The organism is Mumia flava (assembly GCF_002797495.1).
GTDB classification, from domain to species: domain Bacteria; phylum Actinomycetota; class Actinomycetes; order Propionibacteriales; family Nocardioidaceae; genus Mumia; species Mumia flava.
On the sequence record NZ_PGEZ01000002.1, the window covers coordinates 255273 to 275155 of the forward strand.

Annotated in this window: 18 protein-coding genes and 1 riboswitch; of the genes, 9 read left to right on the plus strand and 9 right to left on the minus strand. The window is 71.0% G+C overall.

Features of this window, described 5'->3' with window-relative positions; genetic code table 11:
• Positions 1 to 39: 39 nt before the first annotated feature.
• Both CLV56_RS15415 and uvrA read right to left on the minus strand, forming a co-directional pair.
• Entirely contained in the window at positions 40 to 522 is a 483-nt protein-coding gene (locus CLV56_RS15415; RefSeq protein WP_039361690.1) for a Rieske (2Fe-2S) protein, read from the minus strand.
• A gap of 105 nt (positions 523 to 627) precedes the next feature.
• Positions 628 to 3738 carry an excinuclease ABC subunit UvrA gene (gene uvrA / locus CLV56_RS15420; RefSeq protein WP_100415233.1) on the minus strand — a complete coding sequence of 1037 codons (3111 nt, stop codon included), beginning with the start codon at positions 3736 to 3738 and terminating at the stop codon, positions 628 to 630.
• A gap of 167 nt (positions 3739 to 3905) precedes the next feature.
• Between uvrA and CLV56_RS15425 the strand changes: the two genes are divergently transcribed.
• The gene (locus CLV56_RS15425) at positions 3906 to 4622 is read left to right on the plus strand and encodes a maleylpyruvate isomerase family mycothiol-dependent enzyme (protein WP_039346743.1); all 717 of its coding nucleotides are present in this window, start codon (positions 3906 to 3908) and stop codon (positions 4620 to 4622) included.
• Positions 4623 to 4652: 30 nt separating this feature from the next.
• Entirely contained in the window at positions 4653 to 5306 is a 654-nt protein-coding gene (locus CLV56_RS15430) for an MBL fold metallo-hydrolase (RefSeq protein WP_039346740.1), read from the plus strand.
• A gap of 158 nt (positions 5307 to 5464) precedes the next feature.
• Here CLV56_RS15430 and CLV56_RS15435 read toward each other — a convergent pair whose 3' ends face one another.
• Positions 5465 to 6046: a CBU_0592 family membrane protein gene (locus CLV56_RS15435; protein WP_100415234.1), complete on the minus strand. Its 582-nt coding sequence runs from the start codon at positions 6044 to 6046 to the stop codon at positions 5465 to 5467.
• Between the two features lie 135 nt (positions 6047 to 6181).
• On the opposite strand from CLV56_RS15435, the gene CLV56_RS15440 reads away from it, so the two are divergent.
• Positions 6182 to 7090: a LysR family transcriptional regulator gene (locus CLV56_RS15440; RefSeq protein WP_039346738.1), complete on the plus strand. Its 909-nt coding sequence runs from the start codon at positions 6182 to 6184 to the stop codon at positions 7088 to 7090.
• A gap of 17 nt (positions 7091 to 7107) precedes the next feature.
• Here the strand turns inward: CLV56_RS15440 and CLV56_RS20665 are convergent, their stop codons facing one another.
• A complete protein-coding gene (locus tag CLV56_RS20665; protein ID WP_039346736.1) occupies positions 7108 to 7356 on the minus strand; it encodes a hypothetical protein in 249 nt (82 codons plus the stop codon).
• Positions 7357 to 7491: 135 nt separating this feature from the next.
• Here CLV56_RS20665 and CLV56_RS21380 point away from each other — a divergent pair, with 135 nt between their 5' ends.
• Both CLV56_RS21380 and CLV56_RS21385 read left to right on the plus strand, forming a co-directional pair.
• Positions 7492 to 8283, plus strand: coding sequence for an APC family permease (locus CLV56_RS21380; protein WP_281254254.1), 792 nt, complete (start codon positions 7492 to 7494; stop codon positions 8281 to 8283).
• Positions 8284 to 8324: 41 nt separating this feature from the next.
• Complete coding sequence (locus tag CLV56_RS21385) at positions 8325 to 8948, plus strand: amino acid permease (protein ID WP_281254255.1); 624 nt, start codon at positions 8325 to 8327, stop codon at positions 8946 to 8948.
• 46 nt (positions 8949 to 8994) lie between these two features.
• Here CLV56_RS21385 and CLV56_RS21390 read toward each other — a convergent pair whose 3' ends face one another.
• Positions 8995 to 9456: a transglycosylase family protein gene (locus tag CLV56_RS21390; RefSeq protein ID WP_100415235.1), complete on the minus strand. Its 462-nt coding sequence runs from the start codon at positions 9454 to 9456 to the stop codon at positions 8995 to 8997.
• A 3-nt stretch (positions 9457 to 9459) separates the two neighbouring features.
• Positions 9460 to 9623: riboswitch (cyclic di-AMP (ydaO/yuaA leader) on the minus strand.
• 416 nt (positions 9624 to 10039) lie between these two features.
• On the opposite strand from CLV56_RS21390, the gene CLV56_RS15455 reads away from it, so the two are divergent.
• Positions 10040 to 10984: a hypothetical protein gene (locus CLV56_RS15455; RefSeq protein WP_100415236.1), complete on the plus strand. Its 945-nt coding sequence runs from the start codon at positions 10040 to 10042 to the stop codon at positions 10982 to 10984.
• Between the two features lie 99 nt (positions 10985 to 11083).
• On the opposite strand, the gene CLV56_RS15460 is transcribed toward CLV56_RS15455, so the two are convergent.
• Positions 11084 to 12073 (minus strand): TerC family protein, encoded by a 990-nt coding sequence (locus tag CLV56_RS15460; RefSeq protein ID WP_039346735.1) that lies wholly within the window; start codon positions 12071 to 12073, stop codon positions 11084 to 11086.
• A 203-nt stretch (positions 12074 to 12276) separates the two neighbouring features.
• Between CLV56_RS15460 and CLV56_RS15465 the strand changes: the two genes are divergently transcribed.
• A complete protein-coding gene (locus CLV56_RS15465; protein ID WP_100415237.1) occupies positions 12277 to 13368 on the plus strand; it encodes a hypothetical protein in 1092 nt (363 codons plus the stop codon).
• On the opposite strand, the gene uvrB is transcribed toward CLV56_RS15465, so the two are convergent.
• Both uvrB and CLV56_RS15475 read right to left on the minus strand, forming a co-directional pair.
• Positions 13325 to 15433: an excinuclease ABC subunit UvrB gene (gene uvrB, locus CLV56_RS15470; RefSeq protein WP_039345132.1), complete on the minus strand. Its 2109-nt coding sequence runs from the start codon at positions 15431 to 15433 to the stop codon at positions 13325 to 13327. The two genes, CLV56_RS15465 and uvrB, sit on opposite strands and share 44 nt — an antisense overlap.
• Positions 15434 to 15501: 68 nt before the next feature.
• Complete coding sequence (locus tag CLV56_RS15475; protein ID WP_039345130.1) at positions 15502 to 16134, minus strand: hypothetical protein; 633 nt, start codon at positions 16132 to 16134, stop codon at positions 15502 to 15504.
• Positions 16135 to 16273: 139 nt separating this feature from the next.
• Between CLV56_RS15475 and CLV56_RS15480 the strand changes: the two genes are divergently transcribed.
• Complete coding sequence (locus CLV56_RS15480; RefSeq protein ID WP_245857962.1) at positions 16274 to 16981, plus strand: TetR/AcrR family transcriptional regulator; 708 nt, start codon at positions 16274 to 16276, stop codon at positions 16979 to 16981.
• Between the two features lie 72 nt (positions 16982 to 17053).
• On the opposite strand, the gene CLV56_RS15485 is transcribed toward CLV56_RS15480, so the two are convergent.
• A complete protein-coding gene (locus CLV56_RS15485; protein WP_039345125.1) occupies positions 17054 to 18358 on the minus strand; it encodes an acetyl-CoA C-acetyltransferase in 1305 nt (434 codons plus the stop codon).
• A gap of 180 nt (positions 18359 to 18538) precedes the next feature.
• On the opposite strand from CLV56_RS15485, the gene CLV56_RS15490 reads away from it, so the two are divergent.
• A complete protein-coding gene (locus CLV56_RS15490) occupies positions 18539 to 19882 on the plus strand; it encodes a 3-oxoacyl-ACP reductase (protein ID WP_039345121.1) in 1344 nt (447 codons plus the stop codon).
• Position 19883 lies beyond the last annotated feature (1 nt).

Sequence of the window (19883 nt, forward strand, 5' to 3'; positions counted from 1 at the left end):
CGGCGCCGACAGCGCAGGGCGCGGACACGCGTGCTCGGACTACCCGAGGACGATCTCGTCCCCGGAGACCGACACCGCCACCGACGGGAGCGGCTCGGACGCCGGCCCGCCGAGCACGGATCCGTCCTCCGCGGAGAACTCGCTGTTGTGGCACGGGCACGTCATCGTGTCGTCCTCGATCAGGCTCACGATGCAGCCCTGGTGCGTGCAGACAGCGCTGAAACCCACGAACTCGCCCTCGGTGGGCTGGGTGACGATGACCTTCTCGCCCTCGTACAGACGGCCTCCGCCGACCGGGACGTCCGAGGTGGAGCCAAGCACCGTGCCGCCGCCCCCGCCGCCGTCCGAGCCTCCGTCGGTCGTCGCCGGGTCGCTGGCCGCGTCCGACCTCGCACCCGAGCCGGAGCCGGTGGACCCGCTGGTGTCCTCGCCGCAGGCTGCCAGCAGGCTGGTCGCCACCGTGGCGCCGCCGACGACGGCGACCCCCTGGAGGACGCGACGGCGGTCGAGTGGCTCAGTCATGGAGTTCCCTTCGTGGGCGACGTCGTGCAGGGTTCAACGATCACGGCCGACCGGGGGTTCCCACAAGCCCGTTGTGCGTCGATCCGACCGCTTCGCGACCGCGGACTACCGAGCCGTGCTTCTCTTCGCTGTCGACTTCTTCGCAGGTGCCTTCTTGGCGGTCGACTTCTTCGCAGGTGCCTTCTTGGCGGTCGACTTCTTGGTGGTCGCCGTCGCGGTCGACCCCTTCACGGCCGCGGTCTTCTTCGCCGGCCTCTTCGCGGCGGTCTTCTTCGCGGCGGCCTTCTTCGTCGTACGCCGGCCTGCTCCCGGCTCCAGGTCCAGCGCGGGCTGCATCGTCGGCTGGGCCGCTTCCTTGCCTTCCAGCAGCGGCCGCAGGAACGAGCCGGTGTGGCTGTCCGGGTCCGCGGCCACCTGCTCGGGCGTCCCCTCGGCGATCAGGAGACCTCCGCGGGTGCCGCCCTCGGGTCCCATGTCGACGATCCAGTCAGCCGTCTTGATGACATCGAGGTTGTGCTCGATCACGATCACGGAGTTGCCCTGGTCGACCAGCCGACCCAGGACGCCGAGGAGCTTGCGGATGTCCTCGAAGTGCAGTCCCGTGGTCGGCTCGTCCAGCACGTAGAGCGTGCGGCCGGTCTGACGCTTCTGCAGCTCGGCGGCGAGCTTGACTCGCTGCGCCTCGCCGCCCGACAGCGTCGGCGCCGGCTGCCCGAGGCGGACGTACCCCAGGCCGACGTCGACCAGCGTGTTGAGGTGGCGGGCGATCGCCGGGATGGCGGCGAAGAACTCCTTCGCCTCCTCGATCGGCATGTCGAGGATCTCCGCCACGGTCTTGCCCTTGTAGTGCACCTCCAGGGTCTCCCGGTTGTACCGGGCGCCGTGACAGACCTCGCACGGGACGTAGACGTCGGGCAGGAAGTTCATCTCGATCTTGATCGTGCCGTCGCCGGAGCACGCCTCGCAGCGTCCGCCCTTGACGTTGAACGAGAAGCGGCCCTGCTGGTAGCCCCGGACCTTCGCCTCCGGCGTCTGCGCGAACAGCTTGCGCACGTGGTCCCACACGCCGGTGTACGTCGCCGGGTTGGACCGGGGGGTGCGTCCGATCGGCGACTGGTCGACGTGGATCACCTTGTCGACACGGTCGGCGCCGACGATGTCCTTGTGGCGCCCCGGCAGCGACCGCGCGTTGTAGATCGTCCGCGCCAGCGAGGTGTAGAGGATGTCGTTGACCAAGGTGGACTTGCCGGAGCCGGAGACCCCAGTGACGGCGACGAGCTGGGCCAGCGGGAACGTCACGTCGATCCCGCGGAGGTTGTGCTCCCGGGCGCCGCGCACGGTGATCTCGTGGCCCTCGCGGCGCGGCCGGCGCTCCGCGGGGACCGGGATCTCCTTGCGGCCGGAGAGGTACTGGCCGGTCAGCGAGTCCGGGGACGCGTACAGCTCCTCGACCGTCCCGGACACGATCACCTGGCCGCCGTGCTCGCCGGCTCCCGGACCGATGTCGACGACCCAGTCGGCCGTCCGGATCGTGTCCTCGTCGTGCTCGACCACGATCAGGGTGTTGCCGAGGTCGCGCAGGCGCACGAGGGTCTCGATCAGCCGGTGGTTGTCGCGCTGGTGCAGGCCGATCGAGGGCTCGTCCAGCACGTAGAGGACGCCGACGAGACCCGCGCCGATCTGCGTCGCGAGCCGGATCCGCTGGGCCTCGCCGCCCGAGAGCGAACCGGCGGCGCGGTCCAGGGTCAGGTAGTCCAGGCCGACGTCCAGCAGGAAGCGCAGGCGCTCGTGGATCTCCTTGAGCACCCGCTCGCCGATCTGCCGCTCCCGCTCGCTCATCTCGAGCTCGGCCAGGTAGTGCGCCGCCTCGTCGATCGACAGCGCGGCCACCTCGGCGATGTTCTTCTCGCCACCGCGCCGCGACGACGTCGTGACACCGAGGATCACCGGCTTGAGCCGCGAGCCGCCGCAGGTCGGGCACGGCACCTCGCGCATGAACTCCTCGTACCGCTCCCGGCTCGTGTCGCTCTCGGCCTCGGCGTGCCGGCGCACGACGTACGGGATCACGCCCTCGAAGCTCGACCAGTACGAGCGCTCCCGGCCGTAGCGGTTGCGGTAGTGCACGTGCACCTGGGTCGGGTGGCCCTCCAGGAGCGCCTTGCGCTGGGCCGCGGTCAGGCCCTCGTACGCATCGGTCGGCGCGAACCCCAGCTCCTCGCCGAGGGCGTTCAGGAGGCGCCCGAAGTAGTCCGCCACGTGGGCACCGGACCACGGCGCGACCGCACCGTCGTCGAGCGGCCGGCTCGGGTCCGGGATCACCAGCTCCGGATCGACCTCCATCCGCGTGCCGAGACCGGCACAGTCCGGGCAGGCGCCGAACGGGGAGTTGAACGAGAACGACCGCGGCTCCAGCTCGTCGACGGCGAGCGGATGGTCGTTCGGGCAGGCGAGACGCTCCGAGAACCGGCGGATCCGCCCCGGCGCCCCGGCCTCGACGTCGACGAAGTCGAGCAGCACGAGACCGTCGGCGAGACCCAGCGCGGTCTCGATCGAGTCGGTGATCCGCTGCTGTGCCGTGGGCTTCACGACGAGGCGGTCCACGACGACCTCGATGTCGTGCTTCTTCTGCTTCGCGAGCGCCGGCGGGTCGTCGGCGAGGCTGAGGATCTCCCCGTCGACTCGGACACGGCTGTATCCCTGCGAGCGGAGCTGGCGGAAGAGGTCGAGGTACTCCCCCTTGCGGCTGCGGATCACCGGCGCGAGCACCTGGAAGCGGGTGCCCTCCTCCAGCTCCATCACGCGGTCCACGATCTGCTGCGGGGTCTGCCGGGTGATCGCCTCGCCGCAGACCGGGCAGTGCGGGTGACCGATCCGCGCGTACAGCAGGCGGAGGTAGTCGTACACCTCGGTGATGGTGCCGACGGTCGAGCGGGGATTCCGTGAGGTCGACTTCTGGTCGATCGACACCGCGGGCGAGAGGCCCTCGATGAAGTCGACGTCGGGCTTGTCCATCTGCCCGAGGAACTGCCGGGCGTAGGCCGACAGCGACTCGACGTAGCGGCGCTGGCCCTCCGCGAAGATCGTGTCGAAGGCGAGCGACGACTTGCCCGACCCCGACAGCCCCGTGAACACGATCATCGCGTCGCGGGGGAGGTCGATCGAGACGTCCTTCAGATTGTGCTCGCGAGCGCCGCGGACGAGCAGTCGGTCTGCCACGTGATCAGCCGCTTCCTGTCGGTCGGAGACTCCGGTGAATTCGGGCGAGACCGGACGCTCGAGCGTGCCTGACCCGCAGAAACAAGCCTACCGAGCACCCCTGACAAGAACCGGTCGCGGACGGACCGGCGGTGACGCCGACGGCCCGGGGCTGGCAGGGTGTCTCCATGACCTCCGCGAACGCGACGCCGCACGACGTGATCGATCTGGTCGACTCTCGGACCCAAGCGCTGCTCACCGACCTCGACGCGCTCAGCGCCGACGACCTCCGGGCGCCGTGCCTGCTCCCCGGCTGGACCCGCGCGCACCTCGTCACGCACCTCGCCCGCAACGCCGACGCCCTCGTGAATCTCTTCACCTGGGCCAACACCGGCGTCGAGACCCGGATGTACCCGTCGCGGGAGCAGCGAGACGCCGACATCGAGGCCGGCGCGGCCCGCAGCACCGACGAGCTGCTGGACGACCTGACGGAGTCCTCCGTGCGGTGGATCGTCACGGCCCGCTCGTTGCCCGACGAGGCATGGTCCGCCGTGATCGAGGGCGGTGCGCACAGCACGAAGTACCCCGCGACGTGGATCCCGATGATGAGAGCAGGCGAGGTGATCATCCACCACACCGACCTCGGCACCGGCTACGTGCCTGATCAGTGGCCGGCCGGGTGGGTGGGCCTCGCGCTGCGCGACGCAGCCACGAACCTCAGCGACCGCGCCGGCGAGCCGATCGCCCTGCGAGCGACCGACTCCGGACTGGGGATCGGCGACGGCGGCGGCCGTACGGTCTCCGGGACGCAGGCCGACCTGCTGGCGTGGGTCACCGGGCGTGCGACCGGCCCCAGCCTGGCGACCGTCGACGGCGACCTCCCGACCCTCGGCGACTGGCGCTGAGGCCGACCCTCGACCTGCGAGGAGACCACGATGTCCTACACCGGCCACGTCACGGTCGGCGGCCCGCCCCAGGTCCGCGAGCTGGCCGACCTCATCATCACCAAGGTCGCGGTCGGCCCGATGAGCAACAACGCGTACGTCCTGCGGTGCCGGCACACCGACGAGCAGGTGCTGATCGACGCGGCGAACGACGCCGAGACCCTCCTCGAGACGATCGGTGAGGGCGGCCTCGCCCGTGTCGTCACCACGCACCGTCACGGCGACCACTGGCAGGCGCTCGCGGAGGTCGTCGCCGACACCGGTGCGCGATGCCTCGCGGGCCGCCACGACGCGGACGAGATCGGGGTCCCCGCGGACGATCTGCTCGACGACGGCGACGAGGTGCCGGTCGGCCGGTCGCGCCTGCGCGTGATCCACCTCGTCGGGCACACCCCGGGCTCGATCGCGCTGCTCTACGACGACCCCGACGGGATGCCGCACCTGTTCACCGGTGACGCGCTGTTCCCGGGCGGCGTCGGCAAGACCTGGTCGGCGGACGACTTCGCGTCGCTGATCGACGACGTCGAGCACAAGCTCTTCGACCGGCTCCCGGACGAGACGTGGTTCTACCCCGGTCACGGCGACGACTCCACGCTCGGGACCGAGCGGCCGTCGCTGGCGGAATGGCGTGCGCGGGGCTGGTGAACCAGCGGACAGAGGACGGCCCCGGGGGCGGTGGAAGCGCCGGCCCGGGGCCTCGGAACGTCGGAGGCGAATCCGACAACCCGTACCGTCACACTACCTGCGCGGCCCGCTGGGCCGAAGTCGCGCGGCGGCGCCCGGCCGTACGGCCCGATGCCCGCTCAGGCGGCGACGGAGCGGCGGCGCCGCCTGACCTGGAGCTCGGCCAGCTCGTCGATCGACATCCGCAGGGTCGGGTTCGCCTCGGCGGCCACCTCGCCCGGCATGTCCGCCTCGGAGCCCAGCAGCGACTGCCAGACGGCCTCGTCGGCCGCGGCCTGCTGGTCCGCGACGGCCAGCTCCGCGACGGCCAGCTCCGCGACGGCCAGCGCAGGGGCGCCCTCGTCCGCGGGCACCGGCTCGGCCCCGGCGGCCGCGTCGTCCTCGGGAACGGCGGCCTCGTCGGCCCACTGGAGACGCAGGTGGTCGGCGGTCGCCACGACCAGCCGGTCCTCGCGCCGCTTGACCACGATCATCCAGAGCGCCTGCGCGCCGATGACGACCCACACGAGGTTCGCCGCGAACGCCGGCCAGATCCCGTTGAACGCAGCCACGCCGCCCATCAGCCCCGCACCCGTCAGGTTCGCCGTCTGATAGCGCGCCGACGAGGCGTTCCAGCGGCCCCGCGTGACGAGCAGGTAGGCGGCAGCACCGGCAGCAGCGCCGATCCAGCCGACCGTGGTGACGACGTCGGTGACGGACACGGGAGGAACCCCCTTCGAGGGACGGGTGGGAGATGGTCGGTCCCGGTCGGCATCGACCGGGACGACCACCAGTCTGCGTGGCCCATGGGTTTAGAACAATCGACGCTTTCTTGATCGGCCATTTAGCATTGCTGTATGCCGTCGATCGACCCCCGTCGTCTCGCGTTCCTGCTGGCCGTGCACCGCACGGGCGGCATCCTGGCCGCCGCGGACGAGATGAAGATCACACCCTCGGCGGTCTCCCAGCAGATCGCGCGCCTCGAGTCCGAGGAGGGTGTGGACGTCCTGGTGAGGGGTCCGCGCGGCGTCACGCTCACGCCCGCGGGGCGCGTCCTGGCCGAGGCTGCGGAGCGGATCGAGGCCGAGCTCGTCGAGGCCCGCAAGACCCTCGCCACACTCGGCGACGAGGTCTCGGGGCGGGTGTGGCTCGGCTCGTTCCCGACCGCCATCCAGGCGATCGTCGCGCCCGCCGTCGCCGCGCTGCGCGAGACGTACCCGGGCGTCGACCTCCTGGTGGACGAGCGCGAGCCCGCGGACGCCCTCCGGATGCTCCGGGCCGGCGATCTCGACCTCGCGCTCCTGGAGCACGACGAGACGACCCTCCCGACCACCCCGCGCGGGATGAACGACGTGCTCCTCCTCGACGACCCCTGGCGTCTCGTCATCCCCGCCGCGTACGCCACGCCCACCCAGATCTCCGACCTCGTCGACGCCACCTGGCTCGGAGCCGATCCGGGGACGGCCGCCGCTCGCGCCCTCGGACGTCAGGCGGAGGCGCTCGGCACGACACTGCACACCCGGCACGGGTACGCGAGCTTCGAGGCGGCGTTCGCCTTCGTCGCCGCCGGCGAGGGGATCGCGATGGTGCCCTCCCTCGCTCTGCAGCGCGAGCTGCCGGCCGGCGTCGAGGTGGTCGCTCTCCCCGGCCTCGGCACCCGGCGGGTCGTCGTACGGCACCGCCAGAACCGCCGCGAGCCCGGCCTGGCGACCCGCGCGGTCCTGGACCAGCTCCTGGCGGTGGCCGCGTCGCTCGAGCAGGTCTGAGCGGTCCCTCCCCCGCGCTAGGGAGCCGGGCGGAGCCGGGACGCCTCGACCCACTGCTCCACGAGCGTCCCCTCGCCCTGCTCCCCCGGCACGAACGCGACCCGCGCGACCCAGCCCCCGGACTCCCGGCGCCACTCCACGACCAGACCCGGGTACGCGTCCGCCTCGTACCGGCCGAGCCGGACCCACACGTGCCGGACACCACCGCCCGTACGGGGAGCGACCTGCGGCGCCTCCCGCCCTGCGTACCGCCGATTGGTGCCCACGGCGCCAGGATACGCTGGCATTCGAACTTGTGTTCGACAGCCTGAGGTATCCGGCGAACGCGTCGCGCGTCGAATTGCGGAGGAGGCCGCACGGGCAGAGTGTTGTCGGGCATCGTGCGCACCGAGGAGGTTGCCGTGACGACCGACCCCCAAGACGGACCCCCCTCGAGCGCCGGCACCGGCCGGGAGGGCGACGGCGGCACGGACAGCAGCACCGAGCTGCGACGGTTCATGACGCCGAGGCTGCTGCTGCTCTTCGTCGTCGGCGACATCCTCGGGACCGGGGTGTACGCCCTGACCGGACAGGTGGCGGGCGAGGTCGGGGGCGCGGCCTGGCTGCCGTTCCTGGTGGCGTTCGCGATCGCGACGCTCACCGCCTTCTCGTACCTCGAGCTGGTCACGAAGTACCCGCAGGCCGCCGGCGCCGCGCTCTACACCCACAAGGCCTTCGGCGTGCACTTCCTGACGTTCCTCGTGGCCTTCACGGTGATGTGCTCCGGCATCACGTCGGCCTCGACCGCGTCGCGGGTCTTCGCGCTCAGCTTCGACCAGGGGTTCGGGCTCGGGCTCCCGACGGGCGGCATCCTCGTGCTCGCCCTCGCGTTCATGATTCTCCTGGCGCTGATCAACCTGCGGGGCGTCGCGCACGGGGTGATGACGAATGTCGTGCTGACCCTCGTCGAGCTGACCGGCCTGCTCCTCGTGCTCGCGGTCGGGGTGTTCGCGATGACCCAGGGTGACGCGGACTTCTCACGCGCGGTCGCGTTCGACACGCCCGACGACAAGAACGTCTTCCTGGCCGTCACCACGGCGACGTCGCTCGCGTTCTTCGCGATGGTCGGGTTCGAGGACTCGGTGAACATGGCCGAGGAGACCAAGGACCCGGTCCGCACCTTCCCACCGATCATCCTCAGCGGGCTGAGCTGACGATCGCCGGCATCACGTACGTCCTGGTCTCGATCACGGCGGTGGCGCTGGTCCCGGTCGGCGACCTCGCGGAGTCCGAGACGCCGCTGCTGACCGTCGTGGAGATCGGTGCACCGAGCCTGCCGGTGGACGACATCTACCCGTTCATCACGATGTTCGCGGTCGCCAACACCGCGCTGATCAACATGCTGATGGCCAGCCGCCTGCTGTACGGGATGGCGCGGCAGCGCGTCCTGCCGCCGGCGCTCGCGCACGTGGGCCGGCGCAGCCGGACGCCGTGGGTGGCGATCCTGTTCACCACGGCGATCGCCCTGGGCCTCATCACCTGGGTGTTCGGTGCGAGCGAGAACGCCGTCACCGTGCTCGGCGGCACGACCGCGCTGCTGCTGCTCGCGGTGTTCGCGGTCGTCAACGTCGCCGTGCTGGTGCTGCGGCGGCACCACGTCGACTCCGACCACTTCCACGCGCCGACGGTGTTGCCGGTGCTCGGCGCGATCACCTGCGTGTACCTCGTGACGCCGCTGTCCGGGCGGGACGCAGCGCAGTACGAGGTGGCCGGCGTCCTGCTGGGCGTCGGCGTCGTGCTGTGGGCGACGACGTGGGTGCTGAACCGCGCGATCTACGGCCGCAAGACGTTCGTGCAGGATCCCGGCGACCTCGAGTGACGGAGGCGGCCACGATCGCGGCCGCCTCCGCCGGTCGGGCCGGTGGTCACCAGAACTTCTTGCGCCACCAGCGCGGGAAGTGCCCGATCGCGTTCTTCTTGGCGAGGCGGTCGCTCTTGCGGAAGCCCTGCCACTTGACGCGCTTGTGCTTGCCGCCCAGCCCCAGCTTGCGGGAGCAGGACGGCCACGCGCCCCAGCCCTGGCCCTTGAGCACGCGCTCGGCGATCACGATCTGCTGACGGCGCTTGGCGTTGTCCGCGTACCGCGCGAACCGCTTGCCGCCGTAGCCGCGCCACGTGCTCGAGCTGAACTGGAGGCCACCGTGGTAGCCGTTGCCGGTGTTGATGTGCCAGCGCGCACCGGACTCGCACCGGGAGAGCTTCTGCCAGGTCCGGTCGCTCGCGGCGCTCGCAGCACCACCGGACGCAACCAGGAGACCGAAGGCGAGGGCGAGCGCAGCCAGGACCGAGACAGCCGCGCGCCCCACGTTCCGAGGGACGAAATGCATGGTGAGTTCCTTCGCCACGCCTGCGAGGTGAGCTGTCGGGTTCGGGCGGAAGGTGCCCGGTCTCCCGGCGCGGGACGGGCCCGCACCAGGGAACTTCACCCCAGGAGCCACGGCGGCGCCGCGTCTCCGGAATTGGTTCCCCCACTCCCGCTCGTCGTTCCAGATCGGTTCGTCGGCTCGGGGGCCGACCTTGCAGAGACGGTGCGTCCGGCCCGAGCGGGACTCGGCGTGGTCGAACGAACCTCCGCCAGGGTAAGCACCCGAATCAAGCCAAACCCGTCACATCGGACATCTCACGTGCCGCGTGTCGGTGCGGAGCACGCGGTCCGGCCGGCGTACGGCCCGGGTGGGCGGTGAGCTGGTTCCCACCCGGTCGCGGCGGAGGTGAGTGGGTTCCCACGCGGTCCCGGCGGAGGTGAGCTGGTTCCCACCCAACCCGGTCGCGTGGGAACCAGCTCACCGACGGCCGTACGACTCGCCGCCCGCACCTGCGTTGGTCCACACGCTGCTGGTGTTGGGCGGTTGTCCACAGTCACGGCTCCGACGGTCCACACCGGATGCCGCCTGCGCCTGGAATGGACCCATGCCAGCCCCGACGCCGGTCCCGCCCTGCCTCTCCGACGGCCCGTTCTCGTACCGACAGGCCCGCGAAGCCCGGCTCTCGAAGAAGGTCCTGCACGGCCAACGGTTCCGTCGGGTCTTCCCCGAGGTGTGGGTGCTGCGCGACCACGGGATGACCCTGCTGGACTGGATCACAGCTGCGTCGCTCGCCGTCCCCGATGACGCCCACCTGACCGACGCGGCGCGGATGGTCGCGCTCGGCTACGACGACCTGCCGTTCCGCCCGATCTGCTTCGTCCTGGAGCGTGACCACCACGTCGACATCGACGGCATCCTCGTGCACCGGACACTCCGGCTGCCGCCGTGCGACGACATCGGAGTCACGCCTGCCGCGGCGTTCGTCGGGTGCTGTGCGCACGAGGCGATGATCGATCTAATCGCCCTCGGCGACTGGCTCGTGCGCCACGGCCACGCCTCCGTGCCCGAGATCGTCGAGCTCGCGACCGAGGACGCCTGGCGGCCCGGGGCCGAACGCGCCCTCGAGGTCGTACGCCTGCTCGACCCGAGGGCCCGCTCACCCCGGGAATCGAAGCTGAGGGCGTGCCTCGTGGTGGCGGGCCTGCCGAAGCCCGAGTGCAACGTCGACCTCGTCGTCGACGACCGCAGACTCGGGTGCGTCGACCTCCTCTATCGCCGCTGGCTGCTCGTCGTCGAGTACGAGGGACGTCAGCACGCCGAGTCGCCGGAGCAGTTCGGCACGGACATCAGTCGGTACGAGGGGTTCCGCGACCACCACGTGGCGTACGTCCAGATCACGAATGCGCGGTTCTCGCAGCCGCGAGCGACCGTCCTGCGGGTCTACCGGGCCCTCGTCGAGCGCGGGTACGACGGGCCGCGGCCGAAGTTCGGGGCACGGTGGCGCAACCTCTTCGCCCCGATCCCGGGTGCGCACTACCGCCGGCGGTGAGCTGGTTCCCACGCGACCCGGCCGGCGGTGAGCTGGTTCCCACGCGACGTCACGTCGTGGGAACCAGCTCACCGCCCGGGCGGCACAGCGCCTGCGCGGTCAGCCCAGGGTCTGGCGCCGGTCCTCGTCGCGCGTCTTCCACAGGCTGGCGACCGCGGTGATGCCGAGGACGACGATGATGACCGCGAGACTGAGCAGGGTCGGGACCTCGGGCACGTCCACGTGCTCGCCGCCGTTGATGAACGGCAGCTCGTTCGTGTGCAGCGCGTGCAGGACCAGCTTGACCCCGATGAACGCCAGGATGATCGCGAGCCCGATCGACAGGTACACGAGGCGCTGGAGCAGCCCGCCGAGCAGGAAGTACAGCTGCCGCAGGCCCATCAGCGCGAAGATGTTCGCGGTCAGGACGAGGTACGGCTCCTGGGTGATGCCGTAGATCGCCGGGATCGAGTCCAGCGCGAACAGCAGGTCGGTCGACCCGAGAGCGAGGATGACGAGGAACATCGGCGTCAGGAAGCGCTTCCCGTCGATGTTCACCAGCATCTTCATGCCGTGGTACTCCTCGGTGACGGCGAAGTGCCGCTCCGCGAACCGCACCACGGCGTTGTCGCCGGCATCGTCCTCGTCATGAGCCCGGTAGCTCTTCACCAGGCCGTAGGCCGTGTAGACCAGGAACAGCCCGAAGATGTAGAAGATCCAGCTGAACTGGTTGATCGCGGCCGCCCCGAGCGCGATGAAGATCCCGCGGAAGATCAGCGCCAGGATGATGCCGATCATCAAGGCTTCCTGCTGATACACCCTTGGCACCTTGAAGCTCGCCATGATGATGATGAAGATGAACAGGTTGTCGACCGACAGGCTGTACTCGGTCAGCCAGCCGGTGAAGAACTCGAGGCCGTACTGGCCGCCGTGGAAGGACGACACCCAGATCCCGAACGCCACCGCGAGGCCGATGTAGACCGAGAGCGCGAGCCCGGCCTCCTTCATCGACGGCTCGTGCGGGCGGCGGGCGATGATGATCACGTCGAAGAGCAGGACGGCGACGGTCACGCCGATCGTGATCCACCACTCCAGCGGTGTGACGTTCATGCGGTGAGGTTCCTCCGGTCGGATCGGTCCATCTGACGCGGAGGTCTCTTCCGCCGCGCAGCACGACCCGGCCCGCGGCTCACCCGGCCGGACGCGACCGCAGCGCGGCCGGTCGTGATGACGACGGGGCGACGAAAGGAATACTCCCCTCCGCCGGTCATTCTGCCAGAGCGAGCCACAGCGTCCGGCGGTACGCTCCGGAGGTGGTCAGCAGCGCGGGTCCAGGGCTGCGCATCGTCCTCAGTCCACCGCGCCTGGACCGCATCACCGAGCGCCACGTCACGGTCGTGACGCTCGACGAGGTCACACGCCGTGCGGTGTGGCGGATGCGCCGCGTGGCCTCGTCCTCCGAGGCAGCCGTCGAGACCCTAGCCTGGGAGCCGCACGACGACACGACCCCCGGCTGGTATCCCCAGGGTGTGACGGGGTCGCACGAGCCCGGCGCCTGCGAGGCCCGGGCTCGGCCACCGACCGGCGCCCACCTGCTCGTCGGGTGGTACGCGCCGGGCCGCGCCCGCCGCGACGGCGCGCGGGTCTCCGTCGTGGACCGTGACTCGCTCGCCTACGGGCATGTGCTGCTCGCACGTCCGGTCACGGTCGCCGGCCGCACGGCCGCGCGACTGCTCCCGGTGGCGACGCACGCCGGTGGGCTCGCATGGGTCGGCCCGTACCTGTACGTGGCGTCGACCCGCCACGGCGTCGACGTGTTCGCGTGGACCCACCTGATCCGGGTCGCGCGCGGGACGATGCGTGCCGCCGACCGGCTCGCCTACGAGCACGTCCTCGTCTCGGTCGGCCGCCTCGAAGCGGTCGGGCGCGATCACGGCAGCCGCCTGCGCACGTCGTTCCTCTCGCTGGCCGACGACGCCGACGGACGGTGGCTCGTGTGCGGGGAGTACGGCCGGGTCGGCCAGTCGCAACGCCTGTGGCGCTACCGGCTGGACCCCGACCGGCATCTCCCGGTCGTCGGTCATGACGGTGTCGCTCGTCCGCACGACCTCCGCGACGTCGGTGTCCCGCGGATGCAGGGGGCCGTGATCTCCAGCAGCCGGTGGGCGCTGTCGACCAGCCAGGGGCGCGGAAACCCCGGCGACCTGCTCGTCGGGCCCTTCGAGGACTGGGCGCGCCACCGGGGCCTGCTGCCGACCGGACCCGAGGATCTCACCCTCGACGCCGACGACACCGTGTGGACCCCCACCGAGTGGCCCGGATCGCGCCGGCTGGTGCGGATCGCGCTCCCCGCGGCCGGGATCAGCCCGCCCCGGCCGCCTGCATCTGACGCAGCTCCTTCTTGAGGTCCCCGACCTCGTCGCGCAGGCGCGCAGCGACCTCGAACTGGAGCTCCTCCGCGGCCGCGTGCATCTGGGCGTTGAGCTGCTGGATCAGCTCGGCGAGCTCGGATGCCGCCATCGACGACGTGTCGACGGCAGACCCGTCGCCGGACGCACCCACGAGCGGCACCGGCGACTTGCCGCGCGACTGTGCCCGCCCCGATCCGACCAGCTGCTCGAGGTCCGCGTCCTCGCGCGCGAGCATGTCCGTGATGTCCGCGATCTTCTTGCGCAGCGGCGTCGGGTTGATGCCGTTCTCGGTGTTGAACGCCATCTGGGCCTCGCGTCGCCGGTTGGTCTCGTCGATCGCCTGCTCCATGGACGGAGTGATCGTGTCGGCGTACATCACGACCTGGCCCGAGACGTTGCGGGCGGCGCGCCCGATGGTCTGGATCAGGGACCGGCCGGACCGCAGGAAGCCCTCCTTGTCGGCATCGAGGATCGCGACCAGGCTCACCTCCGGCAGGTCGAGGCCCTCACGGAGCAGGTTGATCCCGACGAGGACGTCGAACTCCCCCATCCGCAGCTCGCTCAACAGCTCCACACGTCGCAGCGTGTCGACCTCGCTGTGGAGGTAGCGGGTCCGGATCCCGGCCTCGAGCAGGTAGTCCGTCAGGTCCTCGGCCATCTTCTTCGTCAGCGTGGTGACGAGGACGCGCTCGTTCTTGTCGACGCGGCCGCGGATCGCGTCGATCAGGTCGTCGATCTGGCCCTTCGTCGGCTTCACGATCACCTCGGGGTCGACCAGCCCGGTCGGTCGGATGATCTGCTCGACCACCGGGTGCTCGTCGTCGACCTTCGACATCTCGTACGGCCCCGGCGTCGCCGACAGGTAGACCGTCTGGCCGATCCGCTGGAGGAACTCCTCCCACTTCAGCGGCCGGTTGTCCATCGCCGACGGCAGCCGGAAGCCGTGCTCGACGAGCGTCCGCTTGCGGGACATGTCGCCCTCGTACATCCCGCCGACCTGGGGGACGGTGACGTGCGACTCGTCGACCACCAGCACGAAGTCCTCGGGGAAGTAGTCGAGCAGGCAATTCGGTGCGGAGCCGCGCTCGCGGCCGTCCATGTGGAGCGAGTAGTTCTCGATCCCGGAGCAGGTCCCGACCTGGCGGATCATCTCGATGTCGTACGTCGTGCGCATCCGCAGGCGCTGCGCCTCCAGCAGCTTGCCCTGGCCCTCCAGCTCGGCGAGCCGCTCCGTCAGCTCGGTCTCGATCCCGCGCACGGCGGTCTCGAGCCGCTCGGGACCGACCGTGTAGTGCGTGGCCGCGCCGACGTACAGCTCGCGCTCGTCGCTGAGGACCTCGCCGGTCAGCGGATGCAGCGTCATCAACCGCTCGATCTCGTCACCGAAGAACTCCACCCGCACGGCGAGCTCCTGGTAGACCGGGAAGATCTCGAGGGTGTCGCCGCGCACCCGGAAGGTCCCGCGGGTCGCGGCGAGGTCGTTGCGGGAGTACTGAGCCGTCACCAGCGTGCGGAGCAGGGCCTCCCGGTCCAGCTCCGAGCCGACCTGGAGGTGGATCATGCGGTTCATGTACTCCTCGGCGGAGCCGAGGCCGTAGATGCAGGAGACCGTGGCGACCACGATCACGTCGCGGCGGGTCAGGAGGTTCCAGGTCGCGGAGTGGCGCAGCCGCTCGACCTCGTCGTTGATCGAGGAGTCCTTCTCGATGTACGTGTCCGTCTGCGGGACGTACGCCTCGGGCTGGTAGTAGTCGTAGTAGGAGACGAAGTACTCGACGGCGTTGTCGGGGAAGAGCTGGCGCAGCTCGTTGGCGAACTGTGCGGCGAGCGTCTTGTTGGGCTGCAGGACGAGGATCGGGCGCTGCACGCGCTCGGCCAGCCAGGCGACCGTGGCGGTCTTGCCGGTGCCCGTGGCTCCGAGCAGCACGGTGTCCTGGTCGCCGCGCTCGACGCGCTCGGCCAGGGCCTCGATCGCCCGCGGCTGGTCGCCGGCGGGCTGGTAGTCGGAGACGACGCGCAACGGCGCCACCTGGCGCTGGAGATCGCTCAACGAACGCATGGCGTCGAGCCTACGCCGGGGCGGTGACAGTTCCCGCGGGCCGACGGGAGGCGGGGCCGTACGGAGGGTCAGGCCCGAGCGCGACGCCGGCGCAGCAGAGGCACCGCGGCGACCAGCCCGACGGCGAGCACGGCGCCCGCGAGGGCCAGCATCGACGCCGAGCCACCGACCGAGTCGTCGCCGGCGGCCGGCGGCGTGGCCGCCACCGGCTGAGTCGCGGCGGACTCCGTCGGCTCGACCGTCGGCCCCGGGCGCGACGTCGTGGGGGCGGCCGTCGCGGTCGGGCGGTAGGCGGCGTAGTCGCTCGAGGACGCCTCCACCTCGGCGAGCAGGGCGTCGTCGACCGGCGCCGTCAGGCTGCACAGCGGGAGGGTGAACACGTCGTCGCCGGCGCCCTCGTCGGCGAAGACGACGTACTGCTGACCGGTCTCGAACGGCGGGGTCGCGTGCATCGCTCCGGGCTCCTCGACCGCGACCAGCGGGCCGACCTCGCCCTTGTACACGTCGGTGGCCTCCATCGTGACCACCCCGACGTCGGTCCCCGTCACCGTCGCCACGAAGACCGCGTCGACGTCGTCCATCCCCTCGCCGACCGTCTGCTCCGCGCAGCTGGTCGCGGGAGCAGGACCGGCAGCCAGGACCAGCCCCACGGCTCCGAGCGCAGCACAGACGACCAGCCGTACCGCCGAGGCGACGATCATCGGGAGGCCTCCTGTCTCGACACCGTGGGAGGCCTACGCTAGCGCGGACGGGGCCGGATCCGGGCACGGTGCCGTTGTTTCGGCGCGCGAAGTGCCGCCGTCCCCCCACGCGGGGCCCGTCGGAACTAGACTCGCACGCGTGGGAGAACAGCAAGCTGAAACGAGCGCGCCTCGTGCGCTGCGCGGAGCCCGGGCCACGGCAGCCCGTCGCCGCGCACGCGAGGACGACATCATCCGGGCGACCCGGAACCTCTTCGACACCGTCGGTGTCCGCGACGCACAGATCGAGGACATCGCCCAGGCCGTCGGGATCAACCGGGCGATCATCTACCGCCACTTCTCCGGCAAGGAGGAGCTCTTCGCGCTGACGCTGGTCGGCTATCTCGACGAGATCGCCGAGGCGATGCGCGCGGCGGACGACGAGTCGAAGTCACCGCACGAGCGCCTGGAGGCGGTGGCCTCGGCGTTCCTCGACGAGGGTCACGAGAAGCCCGCGTTCGTCGACTGCGCCCTCGACCTTCTGAGCAAGCCCGGCCAGGAGCTGCTCGCCAGCGTCTCCGAGGGTGCGATGCTGCGCCTCGGGCGTGGCATGCTCGGACCCTTGAGCGCCTTCGCGCACGTGATCGAGGCAGGCCAGAAGACCGGCGACTTCCGGACGGCCGACTCGTACATGCTCGCGAACATGACCTACACGCAGGCGCTCGGAGCGCTGCAGTTCGCGCGCAACCAGCTGCTGGTCAGCGAGGGCGCCCCGGGCGTCCCGACCGTCAGCCGGGCGTCGTGGGACCTGGTGAAGTCGTACACGATCGACGCCGCGCACGCGATGGCCGTCGGCAACCGCGCCTGAGCGGACCGGACCTGGGACGGCGGGGACCGCAGGCACGTCAGCGTGCCGCGACCCCCGCCGCCTCGGCCGGGCTCAGCGCTCCAGGATCGCCGTGACGCCCTGACCGCCGGCGGCGCAGATGGAGATCACGCCGCGCCCCCCGCCGTTCTCGGCGAGCAGCTTCGCGAGGTTCGCGACGATCCGGCCGCCGGTCGCGGCGAAGGGGTGGCCCGCGGCGAGCGACGAGCCCGCCACGTTGAGCCTGCTGCGGTCGATCGGACCGAGCGGTGCGTCCAGGCCGAGCCGCTCCTTGCAGAAGATCGGGTCCTCCCAGGCCTTGAGCGTCGTGAGCACCTGCGACGCGAACGCCTCGTGGACCTCGTAGAAGTCGAAGTCCTGGAGGGTGAGGCCTGCGCGCGCCAGCATGCGCGGCATCGCGTACGCCGGGGCCATCAGCAGCCCCTCCCCGCCGTCGACGTAGTCGACCGCGGCGGTCTCGTACCCGGTCAGGTAGGCCAGCGGCTCCCAGCCCTTCGCCTTCGCGTAGTCCTCCGACGCGAGCAGGACGGTCGAGGCGCCGTCGGTCAGCGGGGTCGAGTTCGCGGCCGTCATCGTCGCCGCGTCGCCCTTGCCGAAGACCGGCTTGAGCGTCGCGAGCTTCTCCAGCGACGAGTCGGCCCGGAGGTTCTGGTCACGGTCGAGCCCGAGGTACGGCGTGATCAGGTCGTCCTCGAAGCCGCGGTCGTACGCAGCGGCGAGGTTGTGGTGCGACGTGACCGCGAGCTGGTCCTGCTCCTCGCGGCCGATCCCCCACTCCAGGGTCGTCAGCGCCTGGCTCTCCCCCATCGACAGGCCGGTCCGGGGCTCGGAGTTCTGCGGGATGCTGGGCACCAGGTCACCGGGGCGCACCTTGAGGAGCGCCGCGACCCGCTGCTTGACCGTCTTCGCGCGGTTCGCCTCGAGCAGCGCCTTGCGCAGGCCCTCCCCGACCCCGATCGGCGCGTCGGAGGTGGTGTCCGAGCCGCCGGCGATGCCGACGTCGATCGTGCCGAGGGCGATCTTGTTCGCGACCAGCACGGTCGCCTGGATGCCGGTGTCGCAGGCCTGCTGCACGTCGTACGCCGGGGTCTCGGGCGCGAGCTTCGAGCCGAGGACGGTCTCCCGCGCCAGGTTGAAGTCGCGGCTGTGCTTGAGCACGGCGCCGGCGGCGAACTCGCCGACCCGCTCACCCGCGAGCCCGTACCGGTCGACGAGGCCGTCCAGCGCCGCGGTCAGCATGTCCTGGTTGGACGCGTGGGCGTACGCCGAGTTGGACCGCGCGAACGGGATGCGGTTGCCGCCGATCACCGCCACCCGGCGTACGGACGCGGCGGAGCGCTTGGCGGACGAGGAAGCCATCGGAATTCTCCTTCGGAGCACGTTCGGTGGAGCAGCGTGTGGTCGGGGGTGGTGTCATGGGGTCGTGGCCCAGGACCGGAGCAAACGGGATGCACCGTCTCTTCTCTCCAGCGGTAACTCTAAGTTACGCTGAAGCATAGTTCCAGATACCCAGAGTATGTCGAGAGGCAGGACACACGCATGAGCGACCGCTACCAGGATCTCGCCCACACCCCGGTCGGGAAGTTCTTGGTCAACAACCTCGGCCTGCCGAACCCGCCCCGGCTCGAGCGCTGGACCCCCGGCGCCCCCGTCGTGGACGGCACGGTCCTGGTCGCCGCGGCCGAGGGGAGCACGCTCGCCCCCGCCCTCGACGAGGCCCTCGCCGCGCTCGGCGTCGCCACCACCACCGCGGTCGCCGACGAGGAACGGGTCAAGGGCATCGTCGTCGACGCGACCGGCATCGACACCCCGGCAGGGCTCGACCAGATCCAGCAGGCGCTCACCCCTGTGCTCCGCAGCCTGTCCGGGTGCGGGCGCGTCGTCCTCCTCGGGACGCCGCCGAGCGAGGCCGACACCGCCGGCCGCGCGATCGCCCAGCGCGCGCTCGAGGGCATCAGCCGCTCCCTGGGCAAGGAGCTCGGCAAGGGATCGACCGCGCAGACCGTGTACGTCGCCGGGGGTGCCGAGCGGGCGATCGCCTCGACGCTCGCGTTCCTGCTGTCGCCGAAGTCCGCGTACGTGTGCGGTCAGGTCGTACGGATCGGCAGCGCCGGCATCGTGGAGGCGCCCGAGGTCGACCTCGACGCCCCGCTCGCGGGCAAGGTCGCGCTCGTGACCGGCGCGTCGCGCGGGCTCGGGCTGGCGATGGCCCAGACCCTCCACCGTGACGGTGCAGCCGTGATCGGCCTCGACGTCGCACCTCTGGCCGACGACCTCCAGCGCGCCATGGCGTCGATCGACGGGGAGTCGATCGTGCTCGACATCACCGCGCCCGACGCGCCCCAGCGGATCGCGAGCTATCTCGCCGAGCACCACGGCGGCGTCGACGTCGTCGTGCACAACGCCGGCATCACCCGCGACAAGCGGCTGCGCAACATGAAGACCGAGAACTGGCACAAGGTGGTGGAGATCAACGTCGACGCCCCGGCGCGGATCACCGCCGAGCTGCTCGAGGCCAAGCTGATCCGGCCCGGCGGGAGCATCCTCGGCGTCTCCTCGATCGCCGGCATCGCCGGCAACAACGGCCAGACCAACTACGCCGCCTCCAAGGCCGGCGTGATCGGCTGGGTCGACGAGCTCGCGCCCCGTGTCGCCGCCGACCAGATCACCATCAACGCCGTCGCGCCGGGCTTCATCGAGACCGACATGGTCAAGACGATCCCCCTGACGATCCGCGAGGCCGGGCGCCGGATGAACTCCATGGCCCAGGGCGGCCTGCCGATCGACGTGGCCGAGGCGGTTGCCTGGTTCGCGAACCCGGCGTCGGCCGCCGTCTCGGGCAACGTCGTGCGCGTCTGCGGCCAGAGCCTGCTGGGGGCGTGAG

Excerpts from the sequence above, each read along its gene's own strand:
- uvrB (WP_039345132.1), bottom strand. The coding sequence starts at position 15,433 with ATGCGTTCGTTGAGCGATCTCCAGCGCCAGGTGGCGCCGTTGCGCGTC.
- CLV56_RS15475 (WP_039345130.1), bottom strand. The coding sequence starts at position 16,134 with ATGATCGTCGCCTCGGCGGTACGGCTGGTCGTCTGTGCTGCGCTCGGA.
- CLV56_RS15460 (WP_039346735.1), bottom strand. The coding sequence starts at position 12,073 with ATGAACGTCACACCGCTGGAGTGGTGGATCACGATCGGCGTGACCGTC.
- CLV56_RS15485 (WP_039345125.1), bottom strand. The coding sequence starts at position 18,358 with ATGGCTTCCTCGTCCGCCAAGCGCTCCGCCGCGTCCGTACGCCGGGTG.
- CLV56_RS21390 (WP_100415235.1), bottom strand. The coding sequence starts at position 9,456 with ATGCATTTCGTCCCTCGGAACGTGGGGCGCGCGGCTGTCTCGGTCCTG.
- CLV56_RS15430 (WP_039346740.1), top strand. The coding sequence starts at position 4,653 with ATGTCCTACACCGGCCACGTCACGGTCGGCGGCCCGCCCCAGGTCCGC.
- CLV56_RS15440 (WP_039346738.1), top strand. The coding sequence starts at position 6,182 with ATGCCGTCGATCGACCCCCGTCGTCTCGCGTTCCTGCTGGCCGTGCAC.
- CLV56_RS15425 (WP_039346743.1), top strand. The coding sequence starts at position 3,906 with ATGACCTCCGCGAACGCGACGCCGCACGACGTGATCGATCTGGTCGAC.
- CLV56_RS15415 (WP_039361690.1), bottom strand. The coding sequence starts at position 522 with ATGACTGAGCCACTCGACCGCCGTCGCGTCCTCCAGGGGGTCGCCGTC.
- CLV56_RS15490 (WP_039345121.1), top strand. The coding sequence starts at position 18,539 with ATGAGCGACCGCTACCAGGATCTCGCCCACACCCCGGTCGGGAAGTTC.
- CLV56_RS15455 (WP_100415236.1), top strand. The coding sequence starts at position 10,040 with ATGCCAGCCCCGACGCCGGTCCCGCCCTGCCTCTCCGACGGCCCGTTC.